We start from the raw sequence: 18,057 nt of genomic DNA on the forward strand, positions 1-18,057 counted from the left end.
TAATTATTCTATTAATTTAATATGTTAGTTTTTGTCGCAATCGTTGGAATTTCCCTTTTACTGAAGCATCGTATTGCATATTGTCAAATTCCAGGATAAATCCACCAATTAAAGACGGATCTTCACGAGTATCCATCACAATGTTTTTCTTTGTCTTACCGGAATTGATCAACTTTTCCTCAATTCCCTGAACTGTAGTTTTATCCAACGGGATAGCACTGGTAAGAATTACTTTTGTAATTCCTTTAAAGTCATTGTAAAGGCTAAAAAAAGCAGACGCAATTTCAGGTAATACATCCTCCCTTCCTTTACGTGTAACCACCTGGATGAACTTCATCGTAAGGGGCTGCATTTTTTCAGAAAAGATCTTGTTTAGGACTCCTACCTTGACAGATTCCTTTATTATAGGGCTTTTCAAAAGGTTCATTAAGTCTTTTGACTCAAGACTTTTATTAAAAAGTTTGATATCGCTATTGACTTCATCAATTTTCCCTGATGAAACCGCCAAATCCAACAAAGATTTAGCATATCGTTCCGCTACTCTAACTGAAGACATAGTATTCTTACTTTACTAGGATAAGTTAATATCATCCACCAGCCCTTTGACAAGCTGAACCTGTCCTTCCTGGTCACTTAAATTTTTACGCACTACTTGTTCAGCAACATTCAGGGCCAACGTAGTAACCTGATTCTTTACATCGTGCAATGCTGCTTTTTTCTGGTTTTCAATCTCTTCTTTTGCCTGCGTCAATATTTTACCAGCTTCTTCCTTTGCTTTAGACTTTGCTTCTTCCACGATTTTACTACCCTGGTCCTTTGCATCTTTCAGCAGCTGTGCTCTTTCTTGACGCGCTTCGTCTAATAATTTTTCATTCTCTGTTTGTATTCTTCTCAGTTCCTCTTTTGCTTTACGTGCATCGTTGAGGGCATCCTGGATATGATTTTCCCTTTTGATTAATGCATTAGTAATGGGCTTGAAAGCAAATTTTGCCATCAAAAACCAAAATATCAGGAATATTAAAACTGACCAAAACAACAAACCCGGATCTGGACGAAGTACATTAAATTCTGCTAAAACTAACATTATTACCTACGTTGTATAAATTTTTTAAAAATAAGGTAGCTTATTTTGCCAATCGCAATAATAAGCTACCTTTTCATTTCGAATCTCTTACACAAAGAACGACAATAAGATCGCGATCAAAGCCGCACCTTCTACAAGTGCTGCCATCAAGATCATATTTGATCGTATGTCATTTACAGCTTCCGGCTGTCGAGCGATTGACTCCATTGCTTTTCCACCGATCCATCCGATACCTAATCCGGCTCCGATAACGGCGATTCCAGCTCCTATTGCTGCGATTGATCCTGTCATGTCTAAAAAATTTATATAATTAAAAAATTATTAAATACTTTTTAATGGTGTTCTTCTATGGCAGCACCTATATAAGAAGCTGTCAAAATAGTAAACACAAATGCCTGCACCAATGCCACTAACAACTCTATCGCCATCATAAACATGGTCAACGGTACAGAAAGTGCTAAACCGGGTACGGACCCTACCATATTTTGCCCAGCCTCATTGAAAATAAAAATAAGACTTACAAAAATCACAATTATCATATGCCCGGCAGTAATGTTTGCAGCTAAACGCAACATCAAAGTCAACGGCTTTATGAACACACCCATTACCTCCACGACCGTTAAAATCGGTTTGACAAAAACCGGAACACCCGGCATCCAAAACACATGTTCCCAATACGCTTTTTTACCACTAAAATTCACTACAAAGAAAGCGATCACAGCCAATACCATGGTAAAAGTAAGATTCCCGGTCACATTAGCATTTCCCAAAAATGGAATCTGGCCGAATAAATTCAATGCAAATATCAGGAAAAACAAACACATTAAAAATGGTAAATACTTTTGCCATTTATGGCCCAAAAATGGCTTAGCAACTTCATCCTGAATAAATAAAAAAATTGGTTCCAGAAATGATTGAACCCCTTTAGGGGCTCTTAATGCGTCCTGCTTATATCTTTTAGCAACGGCTGAAAATACAATAAAAAGAAAGATGGCAATCAATAGCAACGAGACCACATTCTTTGTCAAAGAAAAATCGTAGAATGAGGTCAGACCTCCTCCCATTAATCCACCGTCCAAAGTAGACTTGTTTTCCAGATTATAATGATTACCGTCATAATTCACGGTAACTTGCTCTTTTTCCTTACCATCTACCATTACCATCTCGTGGTGATAGGGGTGATCACTTAATTCAACTTTCCCCATAGGAAAGCTTTCATCTGTGATTCGTCGTACGATACTTTCTACCAATACATACCGATTATAAGCATAATGGCCATTCCCGTGGTGGCCAATACCAAATTTCGAACTCATAAACACATCCCAACCACCGTCTTTCGCATATAAAAAACAAGGGAGAGGTAAATCAGCGAATCCCAATGAATAAACATTTTGGTCTGAGATATGATGGAATGCAGTATTAGCAGGATCATATTCTCCGCCATGGCCCTCATCCGGTTCCGAATGGTGATTTCCTTCATGATGATCATCGTGGTCTTGTGCAGTCACAAAATTCACTCCCGTAAAGAGTAAAAAACCTGCGATTAAATAGCTTTGTATAAGCCTGAATGTATGGTTCATAAGCATTTCAAAATTGCCGCTCTCAAAAGTTCCTGCAAAGGTATAATTATTACTTTAATTAGGCAAAGAAATTCTATCAGTAAATTTCATAAATTTGAAATACTTAAATGGTTATTGAATGGAAGGTTATATATATAAATATGAAAATGGATAAATAATAGGAAAACCTAAATCCTAATTTGTTTTAAAAACCATATCGAGATGGTCCATTAATTCACTATCCGTCATTATGTATACTTCCCGTGCCTTGCTTCCTTCATTGGGTCCTACAACCCCAAAAGCCTCTAATTGATCCATAATTCTACCTGCACGATTATACCCCAGTTTCAACTTACGCTGAAGCATAGAAGTACTTCCCTGCTGATTCGCTACGACCAGGTGAGCGGCATCCGAAAACAATTCATCGAGATCTGATTTTTTAATTTCACCAATTCCACCCGCACTATCGTCATTGGGATCTACATATTCGGGTAGCAGGAAGGGTTCACCAAATCCGGATTGGTCTGATATATAATCAATCACCCTTTCCACTTCAGGTGTATCAATAAATGCGCATTGGAGTCGAATAAGATCACTGCCTACATTCAATAACATATCACCACGACCGATTAATTGATCGGCACCTCCCGCATCCAGAATCGTTCGTGAATCTACTTTTGAAGTTACCTTAAATGCGATTCGGGCAGGGAAATTCGCTTTTATAACACCTGTAATAATATTGACAGATGGCCGTTGGGTAGCAATTATCAAATGAATCCCAACTGCCCGTGCTAACTGAGCCAGGCGGGCAATCGGCATCTCCACCTCTTTCCCCGCAGTCATTATCAAGTCTGCAAATTCATCAATCACCAGAACTATAAAGGGGAGGTATTTGTGCCCGTTCAGAGGATTGAGTTTCCTGGATGTAAACTTTTTATTGTACTCTTTTATATTTCGGGCGTGCGCCTTTTTCAATAAATTATACCGCTCATCCATTTCGATACAAAGGCTATTTAATGTCTGGACCACCTTTTTTGTATCGGTGATAATAGGTTCTTCCTGATCAGGCAAAAATGCTAAAAAGTGCCTGTCGAGTTTGGAATATGGAAATAGCTCCACTTTTTTAGGATCAATCAGCACCAATTTCACCTGGCTCGGATGCTTGCGGTAAAGGAGAGACATTATTATAGTATTGATTCCTACTGATTTTCCCTGTCCAGTCGCACCAGCAATTAACAAATGGGGCATTTTAGCCAAATCAGCAATAAACACCTCATTACTGATGGTCTTTCCCAAAGCAATAGGTAATTCCATCCTGGCATCACTAAACTTTTCGGATGCCATCGTATCTTTTAAACTTACGATCTGTTTTTTCTTATTTGGAACTTCTATTCCAATGGTCCCTTTCCCTGGAATGGGTGCAATAATCCGTATTCCCAAAGCTGCCAGTGAAAGTGCTATATCATCCTCCAGGTTCTTAATTTTTGATATCCTTACCCCGGGTGCGGGAACGATCTCGTATAAAGTAACCGTCGGTCCTATTGTCGCCCTAATTTTTGTAATTTCAATCTTGTAGTGCTGAAGGGTAGTAACAATTTGGTCCTTGTTCATCTCCAGCTCCTTGCGATTTATGTGAATATCATCCACCATGTAATTATCCAACAGGTCCAGGACAGGATTCTCATATCCTGCTAGTTCCTTAGTCGGATCATAAGGTTCCATCAAATTTGTCTTATCCTCACGCTCTATATCCAACTTATCGTCATCTTCCATAATACTCTCCCTCGTTTCGGGAGTTGGAGGATTTTCATTAGTTTCGAATATAGATTCATTGACTTCTAGCTGAAGCGAAGAATCCTCTTCTTCCTTTTTTGTGTCTGAAGGTATAGTTTCCTTTTCCCTGCTGTCCATGTTGATCTCAATTCCAGCATTAAGGGTTTTGGCCCCTTCTTTTTCAACGACCGAATCATCAAAATCCAAATTATCAGGTCGGTTATTTGTTTTTACAACTGAAACATTTTCCTGTGTTTCTACATTCTGGTCTTCATTATCTGAAAAGGCCCCCTTTCTCTTTTCCTCAAATATTTCACCTGAAAGAAACGTGTCGACAAATTTCTTTTGCCTTCTTCTCAATGACATCCAATTGAAGGTAAAAGTGCTCTTAATCTGGGGTAAATACTCATTATTCCAATAAATCAAACTAATCAGCATAAATGATAAAAATATCCCTGTCCCTATAGTACCAATAAAAGCGCTTAAGTAATTATTTAATGAAAAACCGACAGCCCCTCCCCATGCAAATTGGGATTGGGGAAATAAGAATTCGAATAGAAGGGGAAAAATAAAAAAACAAATACTGAGGTACGTTGAAATTCTTATTAAATGCATCCAATGCTTCTGAAAAGCAATAATTATAGCTACGCCAAATCCATATAATGGAATAAGAAATGAGGTTATGCCTACACCCCAATATAAGACAAAATTGGACATAACTGCACCCAATCTTCCCAACCAGTTTTCTACCTTTACATCACGAGTAAGGAGAAGATCCCAGGAAAATCGTAACACCTTATCCTGATCTTCTTTCCAGGTATATATATAGCTTGTCAGCGCTACCAACAAAAATAGAGAAAGCATAGCAACAAACAAGCCGAAAATGGCTCTCCACCGGCTATCAAGCTTAAAGCTTTGCTTAGATTTCTTTGATTTTTTCCGCTTCTTTGCCATATTCTAATTAAAACAAAAATGAGTTTTCGACAGCTAATATATTAAATTTATTTAACATGTATAAAATATTGTACAACAAGGATGAATTTAATTTTATTAGAATCGGGCAATAATAATAATTTTCTGATTACGCACAATCAAAAAAAGTGTTATTTTTGCATTCCTTTGTTTTAGTACTTTTGCCCGGGTGGCGGAATTGGTAGACGCGCAAGGTTGAGGGCCTTGTGTCTTTTTTGGACGTGCAGGTTCGACTCCTGTTCCGGGCACTACTGTTATTTCTCTCTTTTAATTACAGGAGAAATTATAAGATTACCACTCAATAGAAATTCAAACGTAAAAACTTTTATTGTAAAATAATTCCCGATAGATTTTTTTTACAATATGTAAATCCTTCATATTTTGAGATGAATTAAGCTAGCTTAAGCTTTAGTTCGATGTAAAAATGCTTTTTTTTATTATATTCAAGCCGCTTTTTTCACCACAAAATGAGGACGATTATTTTATCAATTTACTTGAAAATGAGATCCTTAGCCCGTATTATATAATCATTAAACATCAAGCAATATGTATTTCCTGGGTTATGACATTGGCAGTTCATCAATTAAATGCGCATTATATAATGCTAACACCAATGAAATAATTGCGACTGTACAATCCCCTGAATCAGAACTTCCTATTCTATCACCCGTGGAAAATTATGCTGAACAGGATCCGGAAACATGGTGGCAACATGTTTTATTGTCTACACAGCAATTATTCGATACCCATACCATTGACAAGGCTAAGATCTCCGGAATCGGAATTGCTTATCAAATGCATGGCCTGGTTATTATTGATTCAAACAAAAAAATTATACGACCTTCGATAATATGGTGTGATAGCAGAGCAATAGAAACTGGGGATTCCATAGCTAAAACCTCTGAGGAAAAAGAGTTTTTAGCATCATATTACAATATGCCTGGAAATTTTACATTTTCAAAACTCGTATGGGTGAAAAAGAATGAACCCGAAAATTTCTCAAGAATCTGGAAGTTTTTACTTCCCGGGGATTTTATAGCTTTGAAAATGACGGATCGACCTACATCCACAATTACAGGATTAAGTGAAGGAATAATGTGGAATTTTGAAAAAAATGAACCCGCTTTTGAATTATTTGACCAGCAAGATGTTCCCCGTTCTTTTATTCCAGACATTGGTACATCTTTTGAACCTTTAGGAAAGTTAACAGAATCCGCAGCCAAAAAATTAGGTTTACCTTCAGGGATACCTATCTCATATCGCTCCGGGGATCAACCCAATAATGCGTTTTCACTCAATGTATCCAGGCCCGGGATACTAGCCGCTACCGGAGGAACTTCCGGCGTTATATACGGTGTCTCGGATCAACCTGTAATTGATCATAGGCAACGGACCAATAGTTTTGCCCATGTTAATTATACTAAAAAAACGCCCAAAATAGGCACACTACTATGCATTAATGGAACGGGAATCATGTATAGCTGGATTCGAAAAAACATTAGTGACTCCGGAAAATCATACCCCCAACTAGAAAAGGAGGCTGCTGAAATAAAACAGGGATCCGAGGGATTAATTACACTTCCATTTGGCAATGGAGCCGAACGGATTTTTCAAAATAAAACAATCGGAGGTCACCTCATAGGTATAGATCTTAACCGCCACGGTAAAAAGCACATAATACGCTCTGCACTGGAAGGAATTGCTTTTGCCTTCGTCTACAGCATTGAGATACTCCAATCCCTGGGCATTTCTACTGAGACGATGAGAGTGGGTAATGACAACCTGTTCCAATCAAAAGTTTTCAGCCAAACGATTGCAGATCTTGCAAAAGTAAATATTGAAATGGTCAAAGCCACTGGCGCTGTGGGTGCAGCCATTGGTGCAGCCATTGGAGTTTCATATTTTGATACAATCGATGACGCTTTTGATAATCAAAATATTGTATTTAAATTTCAACCTCAAGATCAAAACCCCGAACTTTTAAAGTCATACAATTTCTGGAAAGAAGAATTAAAAAAATTTTTATAATTATCAAATATGAATACTTTAGAGAAGACACAACCCTATTTCAAAAATGTAGGAAAAATTAAATTCGAAGGGCCTGATTCCGACAATCCGTTTGCATACCGGTATTACAATGGTCAGCAGTTGGTAAGAGGAAAAACGATGGAGGACCACTTGCGATTTGCAGTTTCATACTGGCATAGTTTCTGTGGCGACGGCAGTGACCCATTCGGTTGGGGGCCGCGTCCAATGCCCTGGAATGAAGGAAATACTGCAGAAGAACGCGCCAAAAATAAAATGGATGCTGCATTTGAATTTATTTCTAAGCTCGGACTTACATATTACTGCTTTCACGATGTAGACATTATAGACGAAGGGGAAAACATCCTGGAATTTGGGAAAAGATTGGAATTCATCTCCGATTATGCACTAGAGAAGCAAGCAGAGCATAAAGTCAAAGTATTATGGGGAACGGCTAATTTATTTTCCCATCCCCGGTACATGAATGGTGCAGCGACCAATCCAGATTTTAATGTAGTAGCTCATGCCGGTGCACAGGTTCGGAATGCACTTGACACCACTATAAAATTATCCGGTGAAAATTACGTATTCTGGGGAGGACGTGAAGGATATATGTCTCTTCTCAATACCGATATGAAAAGGGAAAAAGAACACCTTGCCAGATTTCTTCACATGGCAAAAGACTATGCCCGTAACAATGGATTCGAAGGTACTTTCTTTATCGAGCCCAAACCGGCAGAACCCACAAAGCACCAATACGACTATGACGCTTCAACGGTATTGGGCTTTTTGAGGGAATTTAATCTTTTGGATGACTTCAAACTGAATATCGAGGTTAACCATGCGACACTGGCACTGCACACCTTTGAACACGAACTCCAGGTATCAGCCGATGCCAATGCTCTGGGAAGTATAGATGCGAACCGTGGAGACTACCAAAACGGATGGGATACGGATCAATTCCCCGTAGATCTATATGAATTGACCCAGGCCATGTTAATCATCCTCAACGCTGGTGGATTCCAGGGAGGAGGAATTAATTTTGATGCCAAATTACGCAGAAACAGTACAGACCTGGAAGATCTATTCCATGCCCATATTGGAGGGATAGACGCTTTTGCTCGCGCTTTACTTATCGCCGACAAAATTGCTACCGACTCAGACTATTATCCACTATTGAAATCTCGCTATTCAACCTTCGATGAGGGTAAAGGAGCAGATTTCGAAAACGGTAAACTCAGCCTGGAAGATCTGGCCGAAATTACCGGTGACGGAAGTCACTTGCAACAGATAAGCGGAAGACAGGAATATCTGGAAAATCTAATTAACCGGTATATTTAAAGTGCTTTACAGTAAAGAAGCGAAAAGGTAGGGGTCCGCAACAAAAAAAGTATCTCCTAGGTCTGATAACGTTTTTTGGAAAGCTCTAAACTTAATGCTGTAAGCGACATGAACTGATTACTATGTATGACGCAGAAAAGATTCGTAAGCCGGTCATCTGGAGATACTAGTCGGAGAGCCGAAAAAACTTCAAACCGCAAGCTTTTGGTGCAAGCGACCCGGGAAGAGAATTTTTATTAGACTCTAGTAAATATTCGTATTTTAAGGCAAAAAGTCATGAGAATTTTGTTTGCTCTGTTCATATTTTTTACGAGTTATACTTTCTGCTTTTCCCAATCCGATAAACTATCTACTCCTACGGGTGAAGTAACAATCACCCCTGTGCTTCACGGCACCCTGGTATTGCAACAAGACCAAAAGACCATATATATAGATCCCTATGGAGGTGCTGAATTATTCAAGAATTTCCCGGATCCGGACCTGGTCCTCATTACACACCCCCATGGAGACCACCTGAATCCCGAGACCCTGAAGGGCATCACACTTGACAATACAAAGTTGATCGCCCCTCAATCAGTCGTCGACAATCTGGGAGACGTAGAATTCAGTACGATTCAGGTTCTCAAAAATGACGAAACTACCCATTTTTACGGCATCAATATACAGGCCTTCCCTATGTACAATCTCCCCGGATCGGGAACCATTCGACATGAAAAAGGCTGGGGCAATGGATATATACTCACTTTCGGAGACAAAAAAGTATATATCTCAGGGGATACAGAAGATATCCCTGAAATGAGAGCCCTTAAAGATATTGATATGGCCTTCGTGTGTATGAACCTTCCATATACTATGGATGTGGAAAGCGCCGCATCGGCCGTTATAGAATTTGGGCCCGGAATTGTATATCCTTATCATTTTCGTGGCGGAGGTGGAAAATTCAGTGATGTTGATAAATTTAAAAGCCTTGTAAACGCTAGGAACAAAAACGTGGAGGTACGGCTAAGGGATTGGTATCCCGGGGATGAATAAGTAGGAAACCAACAATAGAAATTTGATGACGGAATGGAGGATACCGAATATTCGTCCGAACCAAAGGTGGGTGTTCAGGACAGAAGGATAGCTTGTAAACATAGATAGAGATTAGAATATCGCCCCATTGACTACTTCTGGAAAACGCAAAATGGAATATATCGGAGAATTAGAAGTCAAGCTTACAATTCAAATAAAGCCAACGAAGATTACGGACTTACTATTTTTTAATTTCAGACATTACTCGCTCCACTTATTCCACCATCTGCCTCATAATAGAGTGAATTACACTTGTTAAAATCAATGTAATGTTCGGCACAAATGAACATGTCGGATTTTTCTATCCCATCATAAATTTCCCCTTCTCTATTGATTAAGTCGATATCCCCTAACATTTCAAAATAAGCAAGACTAATTACTTTACTGAGAACGTTAGTTCTGGATTGAATCAGATTGGTACGGATTTTATTTTTGAGTTTAAATACTTCACGATCAGAAATAGCTTCTAAAGATCTCTGAAGTGTATCCTTTACCTCCTGAACCGCACTATCAAATAAAACACCATCAGACAATTTTCCTTCAATTACCATCAATCCAGGATCCTTCGAACCCACAACCCAGGCATCGATATAGGAAAAAAGCTGCGCCCTTTTCACCAAATTCTTCCATAAATACGCCCCTTCTCCCTCAGCAAAATAATCAGTCACCATGTCCAAAATGTAATAATCCTTATGGATTCTTTCAGGCATAGGGAAACCCAGATACAATGCAGAAGTAGGGACATTTCGAACGACCTTTTCTTCCCGGCTGACCAATTGATCCGGCTCAGGTCTCGAATCCATTTTTTTAAACCCTTTGGATGGAATATTACCAAACAATTCTACTACTTTCTTTTCAACCTTTTCGGGATCAATATTCCCTCCTATGGCAAGAATTGCATTATTAGGACAATAATAGTCATAGAATTTACGGATCTCTTCGAATTGAATATCCACAATATGCTGGGGGGTCTTCCCTATCGTAGGCCATTGATAATGGTGTTCTTTGTAAACCATTTCCGACATTAAATGCCATACATCCCCATAGGGTTGATTGAGACAAGTTTCATAAAACTCTTCAATTACTACATTCCGCTGTATCGTAAATTTCTCATCTGTTAGTCGCAACTGAAACATTCTGTCGGCTTCAATCGCCAATAGCAGTTCAAGGTTATTGGCAGGGGCATAACTATAATAATTTGTATAGTCCGCATTGGTAAAAGCATTATTTTCACCTCCTGCATTCTGCAATAACACATCAATATCAGGAACCATGTCAGTCCCGGTAAACATCATATGTTCGAATAAATGAGTGATACCTGTCTTATCCGGATGCTCATTCTTTGAACCGATATTATACAATACATTGACGGCTGCAAGTGTACTATCCTCATCACGATGAAGAATCACTTTCAATCCATTCTGTAATTCAAATCTTTTATACTTTACCATACTCAAACAGCGAATATACTATAAGAAGTCAAATTCCAACTTTGAAATTTAAATATCTTTAGCCCAGTACATCCACAAAATTTTCCACCTAAAAGAAATGCAAAATTCAAAATTCTGAACACCAATGATTTACAATATATACTGATGCGTAAAGTATATTCTTTCGTTATTCAAAATTGTCGTAAGAATATTTTGAAATTACCTGAACAGACCTAAAATTTATTAATTGTAAATCAATACATTACAATTAACAATCTCCATTATTTTGTCAGGTATACACCACTTTATTAATAGTATTCTAATGAATAAAGCGGGTTAGGATCTTTTCAATATGGTAAAAAATACATACCTTATTTGCAGATAGAATATATGAAAAAGAGTTTACACAAGGATTCAAATTATTCGCAGGACAGTGGACAGGCAGGGCTCCCCCTTTACCTAAGGGGACCATATTCCAGTATGTATGTAGGAAGACCATGGACCATTAGACAATATTCGGGTTTTTCGACAGCTGAAGAAAGCAATCAATTTTATAAAAATAATTTGCAACAGGGACAAAAAGGACTTTCAGTGGCTTTTGATCTACCTACTCACAGAGGATATGATTCTGACAATCCGCTGGTAAGTGGTGATATAGGTAAAGCTGGTGTAGCCATTGACTCGGTGGAAGACATGAAGATTCTTTTTCATGAAATCCCCCTTGATCAAATGTCAGTATCTATGACTATGAATGGGGCTGTAATACCCATAATGGCTTTTTATATTATTGCTGCGGAAGAACAAGGAGTCGGGCAACATCAATTAAAAGGGACTATTCAAAACGACATTTTAAAAGAATTTTTAGTCCGTAACACTTATATTTATCCACCGGGACCTTCATTGCGTTTGATTTCTGATATTTTCTCTTATTGCAAAGTAAACATGCCCAAATTTAATACCATTTCGGTAAGTGGATACCACATGCATGAAGCCGGAGCTCCAGCAGACCTGGAAATCGCCTATACCATCGCTGATGGACTGGAATATTTGCAGACAGGTATCAATGCAGGGCTAAAAGTGGATGAGTTTGCCCCCCGTATTTCCTTCTTCTGGGGAATAGGTATGGATTTTTTTACTGAAATAGCCAAAATGAGGGCCGCTCGATATTTATGGTCGGAAACGGTAAAAAGCTTTAATCCACAAAATCCTCACAGCCTGAGACTCCGTACACATTCTCAAACCAGTGGTTGGAGTCTAACAGCTCAGGACCCATTGAACAATTTAACCCGTACTTTTCTTGAGGCCACTGCGGCTGTATTTGGCGGCACACAATCCCTGCATACCAATTCGTATGATGAGGCGTTAGCGCTTCCTTCAGATTTTGCAGCTAAATTAGCAAGGGATACCCAATTAATACTGCAAAACCAAACTCACATTACTGAGGCCATTGACCCATGGTCCGGATCTCGAATAATAGAAACAAAAACCAAGGAAATATACCAAAAAGCCAGGAAACACATTCAGGAAATTGAGGAATTGGGAGGAATGGCAAAAGCAATAGAACAGGGTTTCCCTAAAATGAAAATAGAAGAAGCCGCCGCTCTTCGACAAGCTGAAATTGACCAGAATAAATACAAAATTGTTGGAGTAAATATATTAAATGAAAGAGAGAGTTATTCAACTGAAGTTCGTTCCATAGATAATAATGTAGTGCTGGAATCACAAAAGGTAAAACTCAAAGCCTTAAAACAAAACAGAAATAGACACAAACTGCAAGATGCTCTTGATCAATTGAGAAATGCTGCTATTTCCAACAATGATAATATTTTAGAAAAAGCTGTGATTGCAGCGCGTTGCAGGGCTACATTGGGTGAAATATCTCAAGTGCTCGAACAAGTTTACGGAAGATTTAAGGCAACCAACCAAATGGTCAGTAATATTTATGGAAACGCTATGAAAAAGCAGATCAATTATCAAAAGGCTCAGAAATTGTGTAATGAATTTGAAAAAAAATATGGAAGAAGACCCAGAATTCTCATTGCCAAACTAGGTCAGGATGGACACGATCGCGGTTCAAAAATTATTGCTTCCAGTTTTGCTGATATTGGTTTCGACGTAGATCTCGGCCCTTTATTTCAAACACCGCGCCAGGCAGCCAGGCAAGCTGCAGAAAATGACGTACACTTCCTGGGAATATCTTCCCTGGCAGGAGGCCATAATTCTTTGGTCCCCGAAACCATTAAAGCATTACAAGAACAGGGGACACCTGATATAAAAGTCATACTGGGAGGAGTAATACCGGAACAAGACCATAAACTATTGTATGACAAGGGAGTATTTATGATTTTCGGCCCCGGTACGAATTTAGTCGATGCAGCAAAAAAAATCCTATCTCCCTATTTAAATTAACCGTAAATACCTTCCCATATATTTTATAAAATCTTTTACATTTTTCAATCAACAAAAGATAATTATACATGTTTTCAGAATATATTAAAGCACAATTTTTTCACTAAACAACCTTACAATTTATGGCAAATCTAAAATTAGGCGATGAAGCACCCGATTTTTCAGTAGATACTACTGAAGGAAAAATAAATTTTCACGAATGGCTGGGTGATTCCTGGGCAGTATTATTCTCCCATCCATCAGACTTCACACCCGTATGTACTACAGAACTGGGAACAGTTGCAAAATACAAGCCTGAATTCGACAAGCGAAATACAAAAGTAATTGCAATTAGCGTCGATCCGGTTGATTCCCACAACGAATGGATAAAAGACATTAATGAAACCCAAAACACAACGGTAAATTATCCAATCATTGCAGATCCCGACAAAAAAGTAGCTACCGAATACGGTATGCTGCACCCTAATGCTGATAGTAATTTTACCGTACGGTCCGTATTTGTAATTGGCCCGGACAAAAAGATAAAATTGACCCTCACTTACCCTCCATCTACCGGCCGAAATTTTGACGAAATACTACGAGTAATTGACAGCCTGCAATTAACTGCTTATCAAAGTGTAGCAACACCCGCGAACTGGGTACACGGAGAAGAAGTCGTTATCAGTCCTTCGGTATCAGATGAGGAAGCGAATGAAAAGTTTCCCGGATACAAAAAAGTAAAACCTTACTTGAGATTGACAAAAGTTGAATCGAAAGGATAAGCTTTTTAATAATTTCTTTTCAATAATTATTGGGTAATTCTTTTTTAGAATTACCCTTTTTATCATTTTCACACTTCAAAGGATACTATCTAACAAAAAAAAAGTCAGAAATGACGCTGTCCGCTATTCCTTTACCCCTCCGGGTCAGAAACATTCTATCTTCTGTTTCTGCAATTCTACCTTTTTTGACTGCATTTTCTTTTGCTATAAAAAACTCATCCTGTATTGAAGAGGTGAATTTTTTAATTTGTTTTGGATCTATACCCCAAATCGTACGAAGCCCAGTCATTATCCATTCATTATACATATCAGCTTCTGATAAATATTCTTCTTCCCAGAACTTTTCTTCATTATTTATTTTTTTCATATAAGAAGCATTATTCGCGATATTCCATCGTCTGCGAAATCCGTCAAAAGAATGGGCTGAAGGCCCAATCCCTACATACTTTTCCTGGCGCCAATAATTAGTATTGTGAATAGCTATTTTCCCGGGTTTGGCATAATTTGATATTTCGTAATGGACAAATCCCCTGGGTGTCAAATATTCTTCGGTAAAGTAAAACTGGTCCAAGGCTATTCCATCATCCGGAACGGGTACTTTACCGCGACTTATGTCATATTCAAGTTGTGTTTTGGGTTCCACGGTAAGACCATAACAGGAGATATGTTCTACTGGAAATTCAATCAACTTCTTAAGATTCCTTTCCCATTTTTGCGAATCATTATCCGGTAATCCAAAAATTAAATCCGCTGTAACATTATCAAATCCCGTTTTAAATATATTCTCCAGGCAATCAATTGAATCTCTTCCTGAGTGTGTCCTGTTCATCATTTCCAAATCATCATCAAAAAATGACTGAATGCCTACACTCAACCTATTAATGCATGAATCATTATATAAAGAATGTAAATAATCCAGGGTCAAATCATCTGGATTGCATTCAATGGTTACCTCTTTTACTTTATTGAGGGCAATGATCCGTCCGATTTCCTTGATTAAGCGCTGCATTTCTTCCGGAGCAAAAATTGATGGTGTACCACCACCGAAGTAAATCGTTTCAATATCCAATAAACGTAATTCATCAGACCTCAAAGAAACCTCTTTAATTAATGAATCCGACATTCTTCCCGTATCAGTTACATTCGTGGAAAAATGAAAATTGCAATAGCTACATTTTTGACGGCAATACGGTATATGGATATAAATTCCTCCCAAGATTAGTATTTTAATGTATTAAATTACGTTCTTAACCAATATGTTCAACAGGACAAAAATACTCATACTTATACTATTTCTACTCAGCGATCTTTTACTATTCAGCCAATCGCCTATTGAGATTATTCCAGACTCTACATGTCCTCAGGATCTTATCGAAGAAAAAATAGAGATTGATTCCAATTTTTCTAGTAAAAAATTAACTAAAGTTATTTTTGATTTTGGTTTTCCCTTTTCTGTTCTTGATTCAAACAACAAGCAACTTAATATACATTGTGGACCAAAAATCAACACTATCGGGATCAAATTTTATTCTCCAGATACCCTTTCTCAACTGAAAAAATGGGATTTTCAAAGTTGGAATAAAGCCCTACAAACAAGGGGGGAGATCTTGATGAGTTTGGCAGACCGGGGGTTCCCATACGCCCGTTTAAAAACCAATTTTCAGGAAATTTCGGGCGACACCCTATTTCTCGACTATCAAATAGATTCCCTTCAAGAAATTTTGATACAAGAAATTTCGGTTCGCGGCAATTTCAATATTCAATCCGAACTTTTTCAAAAAATGATCGGTATCCAAGAACAAGATCCTTTTAGCTGGAGCAAAATTAAAAAGTCCGAAACTATTATAAATAGCTGGAGCTTTGCCGACTTCCAGGAATTAAACTATGATTTCAATCCTTTTGGCGTAAACCTGGAATACGTAATTGACAAACAAGACCCTTCAAAATTTGACATTCTTTTGGCCCTGGTGCCCTCCAATCGTCCAAGCCAGCAATATGAGCTAACAGGAAACGCTTACCTTGACCTGAGCAACCAATTGAAATTAGCGGAAAGGATATTTATCCAATATGATAAATACGCCAATCAAAGTCAATCTTTTGCCCTCCAACTCAATTTCCCGTATATCCCGCTTATTAAATCTGGAATTGTAGCCGAAGGTATGCTCGATCGTAGGGATACTACCATTCTGGATGTCGGTGGAAAAATTGGCCTTCAATACCAATGGAATCCGGAATTGAGATATGCCTTATTCATACAACAAGAACAATCTAGACTTGTATCTCTTGATCAAGGTTTTCTATTACAATCCCAAAAACTTCCGGATCAATTAGATTACAATTGGTCTGCCGTCGGAACATCAATTCTGTTCAATTCCTTAAATCATATCCAAAATCCTACAAAAGGGTCGATTCTCCTATTGGAATTAACAGGAGGTTTGAAAAAAATAATCCGCAATAGCTCAATCCTTCAAATATCCGATCCGAATAATGACTTTTCATTTACCGAAGCGTACGACAGTATTCGCCAAAACACATTGAAGTTTGAGCTTATCGGTAAAGCAGAAAACTTCATCCCAGTTGGGAATTTTTCTACGATTCGCCTCCGCATGCTTGGCGGTTTGAACTACAGTACAGGAGGATTACTTAATAATGAAAAATTCCGGTTGGGGGGGTTTCAAAATTACCGTGGTTTTGCAGAAAAAATATTTTTTGCAGATTGGTATGGAATGGCCTCTGCAGAATACCGTTTTTTATTCAGTGGTTCAAGCAACGCTTATTTCTTTTCGGATTTTGGCATTTTTGGTGACAAAAACTCAAGAACAAAGATAAATTACCCATATAGTTTCGGAATCGGGTTAAATCTCGATACCAAAGCAGGGATTTTTGGAATTTCTTATGCACTTGGAGGGCATAAAGAACAGCGGATTTCCCTGTCAGAAGGTAGGGTGAATTTTGGTTTGATCGTGAACTATTAAAACAATCTCAAAGTTTTCTCGCCAGCATTATTCCATCCCTGATCGGTAATAGAAATGGTTCAACTCTTGTATCATTATAGATCTTTTTGTTGTACTGGTCAATTATCGCTGTTTTATCGTCCTGATTTTTATCGACTACCTTGCCTCTCCACAATACATTATCAGATAAAATAATACCGCCCGGATTGATCTTATCAAAAACAAGGTCGTAATAATTGGCATATTGTTTTTTCGCTGCATCTATAAAAACCATATCAAAAGTATGATCGAGTGTGGGGATTAATTCGGATGCATCCCCGTATACGACTTCGATGGAATTACCATGAGGCGACCACGACAAATGCTTTTCAATAAGTGGTTCCAACTTTCGATCCCGTTCCAGGGTAATTACCTTTCCTCCGGGTTTCAAACCCTCCGCCATACATAGTGCTGCATATCCTGTAAAGGTTCCTATTTCCAGGACATACTCCGGAGCTATCATTTTACTTATCAGGCTCAATAATCTTCCCTGATACCCTCCTGACATCATCCCGCTGGCGTTCGAATTTTCAATGGTAGACTGTTCAATTCGTTCCAATATCAAATTTTTCCTAACCGTATGATGTTCGCAGTACGCCAATACTTCTTTATTAAATTCTTCCAACATGTCTATATATT

The 18,057-nt window shown here is 38.3% G+C and carries 14 protein-coding genes and 1 tRNA gene; 7 read left to right on the plus strand and 8 right to left on the minus strand.

Annotation, left to right across the window (positions count from 1 at the left end; genetic code table 11):
* Window positions 1–16: 16 nt before the first annotated feature.
* The 5 genes from atpH to LVD47_RS04590 all read right to left on the minus strand — a co-directional run bounded on the left by atpH (window position 17) and on the right by LVD47_RS04590 (window position 5,370).
* Complete coding sequence (gene atpH / locus LVD47_RS04570; protein WP_236974368.1) at window positions 17–556, minus strand: ATP synthase F1 subunit delta; 540 nt, start codon at window positions 554–556, stop codon at window positions 17–19.
* Between the two features lie 15 nt (window positions 557–571).
* On the minus strand, window positions 572–1,084 hold the full coding sequence (atpF, locus tag LVD47_RS04575; RefSeq protein ID WP_236974369.1) for a F0F1 ATP synthase subunit B: 513 nt from the start codon (window positions 1,082–1,084) through the stop codon (window positions 572–574).
* A gap of 87 nt (window positions 1,085–1,171) precedes the next feature.
* A complete protein-coding gene (gene atpE / locus LVD47_RS04580) occupies window positions 1,172–1,375 on the minus strand; it encodes an ATP synthase F0 subunit C (protein ID WP_236974370.1) in 204 nt (67 codons plus the stop codon).
* Window positions 1,376–1,416: 41 nt separating this feature from the next.
* A complete protein-coding gene (gene atpB, locus LVD47_RS04585; protein WP_236974371.1) occupies window positions 1,417–2,664 on the minus strand; it encodes a F0F1 ATP synthase subunit A in 1,248 nt (415 codons plus the stop codon).
* 174 nt (window positions 2,665–2,838) lie between these two features.
* On the minus strand, window positions 2,839–5,370 hold the full coding sequence (locus tag LVD47_RS04590; RefSeq protein ID WP_236974372.1) for a DNA translocase FtsK: 2,532 nt from the start codon (window positions 5,368–5,370) through the stop codon (window positions 2,839–2,841).
* Between the two features lie 181 nt (window positions 5,371–5,551).
* On the opposite strand from LVD47_RS04590, the gene LVD47_RS04595 reads away from it, so the two are divergent.
* From LVD47_RS04595 to LVD47_RS04610, 4 genes are all read left to right on the plus strand, one after another.
* A tRNA-Leu gene (locus LVD47_RS04595) sits at window positions 5,552–5,636 on the plus strand.
* A gap of 298 nt (window positions 5,637–5,934) precedes the next feature.
* The gene (locus tag LVD47_RS04600; RefSeq protein WP_236974373.1) at window positions 5,935–7,416 is read left to right on the plus strand and encodes a xylulokinase; all 1,482 of its coding nucleotides are present in this window, start codon (window positions 5,935–5,937) and stop codon (window positions 7,414–7,416) included.
* Between the two features lie 9 nt (window positions 7,417–7,425).
* Window positions 7,426–8,754, plus strand: coding sequence for a xylose isomerase (gene xylA / locus LVD47_RS04605; protein WP_236974374.1), 1,329 nt, complete (start codon window positions 7,426–7,428; stop codon window positions 8,752–8,754).
* Window positions 8,755–9,030: 276 nt separating this feature from the next.
* Window positions 9,031–9,786, plus strand: a complete 756-nt coding sequence (locus LVD47_RS04610) for an MBL fold metallo-hydrolase (protein WP_236974375.1) — start codon at window positions 9,031–9,033, stop codon at window positions 9,784–9,786.
* A gap of 233 nt (window positions 9,787–10,019) precedes the next feature.
* Here the strand turns inward: LVD47_RS04610 and LVD47_RS04615 are convergent, their stop codons facing one another.
* Window positions 10,020–11,276, minus strand: a complete 1,257-nt coding sequence (locus tag LVD47_RS04615) for a M16 family metallopeptidase (RefSeq protein ID WP_236974376.1) — start codon at window positions 11,274–11,276, stop codon at window positions 10,020–10,022.
* A gap of 369 nt (window positions 11,277–11,645) precedes the next feature.
* Between LVD47_RS04615 and scpA the strand changes: the two genes are divergently transcribed.
* Window positions 11,646–13,664 (plus strand): methylmalonyl-CoA mutase, encoded by a 2,019-nt coding sequence (gene scpA / locus LVD47_RS04620; RefSeq protein ID WP_236974377.1) that lies wholly within the window; start codon window positions 11,646–11,648, stop codon window positions 13,662–13,664.
* A 122-nt stretch (window positions 13,665–13,786) separates the two neighbouring features.
* Window positions 13,787–14,425, plus strand: a complete 639-nt coding sequence (locus LVD47_RS04625; protein WP_236974378.1) for a peroxiredoxin — start codon at window positions 13,787–13,789, stop codon at window positions 14,423–14,425.
* A gap of 85 nt (window positions 14,426–14,510) precedes the next feature.
* Here the strand turns inward: LVD47_RS04625 and hemW are convergent, their stop codons facing one another.
* Complete coding sequence (gene hemW / locus LVD47_RS04630; protein ID WP_236974379.1) at window positions 14,511–15,641, minus strand: radical SAM family heme chaperone HemW; 1,131 nt, start codon at window positions 15,639–15,641, stop codon at window positions 14,511–14,513.
* A gap of 40 nt (window positions 15,642–15,681) precedes the next feature.
* On the opposite strand from hemW, the gene LVD47_RS04635 reads away from it, so the two are divergent.
* Window positions 15,682–17,400 carry a BamA/TamA family outer membrane protein gene (locus tag LVD47_RS04635; RefSeq protein ID WP_236974380.1) on the plus strand — a complete coding sequence of 573 codons (1,719 nt, stop codon included), beginning with the start codon at window positions 15,682–15,684 and terminating at the stop codon, window positions 17,398–17,400.
* A gap of 7 nt (window positions 17,401–17,407) precedes the next feature.
* Here LVD47_RS04635 and LVD47_RS04640 read toward each other — a convergent pair whose 3' ends face one another.
* The gene (locus LVD47_RS04640; protein WP_236974381.1) at window positions 17,408–18,046 is read right to left on the minus strand and encodes an O-methyltransferase; all 639 of its coding nucleotides are present in this window, start codon (window positions 18,044–18,046) and stop codon (window positions 17,408–17,410) included.
* Window positions 18,047–18,057 lie beyond the last annotated feature (11 nt).

It is taken from the genome of Membranihabitans maritimus, from assembly GCF_021729145.1.
GTDB classification, from domain to species: domain Bacteria; phylum Bacteroidota; class Bacteroidia; order Chitinophagales; family Saprospiraceae; genus Membranihabitans; species Membranihabitans maritimus.

What these genes read in the sequence shown, in the direction of transcription:
- atpF (WP_236974369.1), bottom strand. Translation starts at nt 1,084, where the DNA reads ATGTTAGTTTTAGCAGAATTTAATGTACTTCGTCCAGATCCGGGTTTG.
- LVD47_RS04610 (WP_236974375.1), top strand. Translation starts at nt 9,031, where the DNA reads ATGAGAATTTTGTTTGCTCTGTTCATATTTTTTACGAGTTATACTTTC.
- LVD47_RS04615 (WP_236974376.1), bottom strand. Translation starts at nt 11,276, where the DNA reads ATGGTAAAGTATAAAAGATTTGAATTACAGAATGGATTGAAAGTGATT.
- atpE (WP_236974370.1), bottom strand. Translation starts at nt 1,375, where the DNA reads ATGACAGGATCAATCGCAGCAATAGGAGCTGGAATCGCCGTTATCGGA.
- LVD47_RS04640 (WP_236974381.1), bottom strand. Translation starts at nt 18,046, where the DNA reads ATGTTGGAAGAATTTAATAAAGAAGTATTGGCGTACTGCGAACATCAT.
- LVD47_RS04635 (WP_236974380.1), top strand. Translation starts at nt 15,682, where the DNA reads ATGTTCAACAGGACAAAAATACTCATACTTATACTATTTCTACTCAGC.
- atpB (WP_236974371.1), bottom strand. Translation starts at nt 2,664, where the DNA reads ATGAACCATACATTCAGGCTTATACAAAGCTATTTAATCGCAGGTTTT.
- scpA (WP_236974377.1), top strand. Translation starts at nt 11,646, where the DNA reads ATGAAAAAGAGTTTACACAAGGATTCAAATTATTCGCAGGACAGTGGA.
- xylA (WP_236974374.1), top strand. Translation starts at nt 7,426, where the DNA reads ATGAATACTTTAGAGAAGACACAACCCTATTTCAAAAATGTAGGAAAA.
- LVD47_RS04590 (WP_236974372.1), bottom strand. Translation starts at nt 5,370, where the DNA reads ATGGCAAAGAAGCGGAAAAAATCAAAGAAATCTAAGCAAAGCTTTAAG.
- atpH (WP_236974368.1), bottom strand. Translation starts at nt 556, where the DNA reads ATGTCTTCAGTTAGAGTAGCGGAACGATATGCTAAATCTTTGTTGGAT.
- LVD47_RS04625 (WP_236974378.1), top strand. Translation starts at nt 13,787, where the DNA reads ATGGCAAATCTAAAATTAGGCGATGAAGCACCCGATTTTTCAGTAGAT.
- LVD47_RS04600 (WP_236974373.1), top strand. Translation starts at nt 5,935, where the DNA reads ATGTATTTCCTGGGTTATGACATTGGCAGTTCATCAATTAAATGCGCA.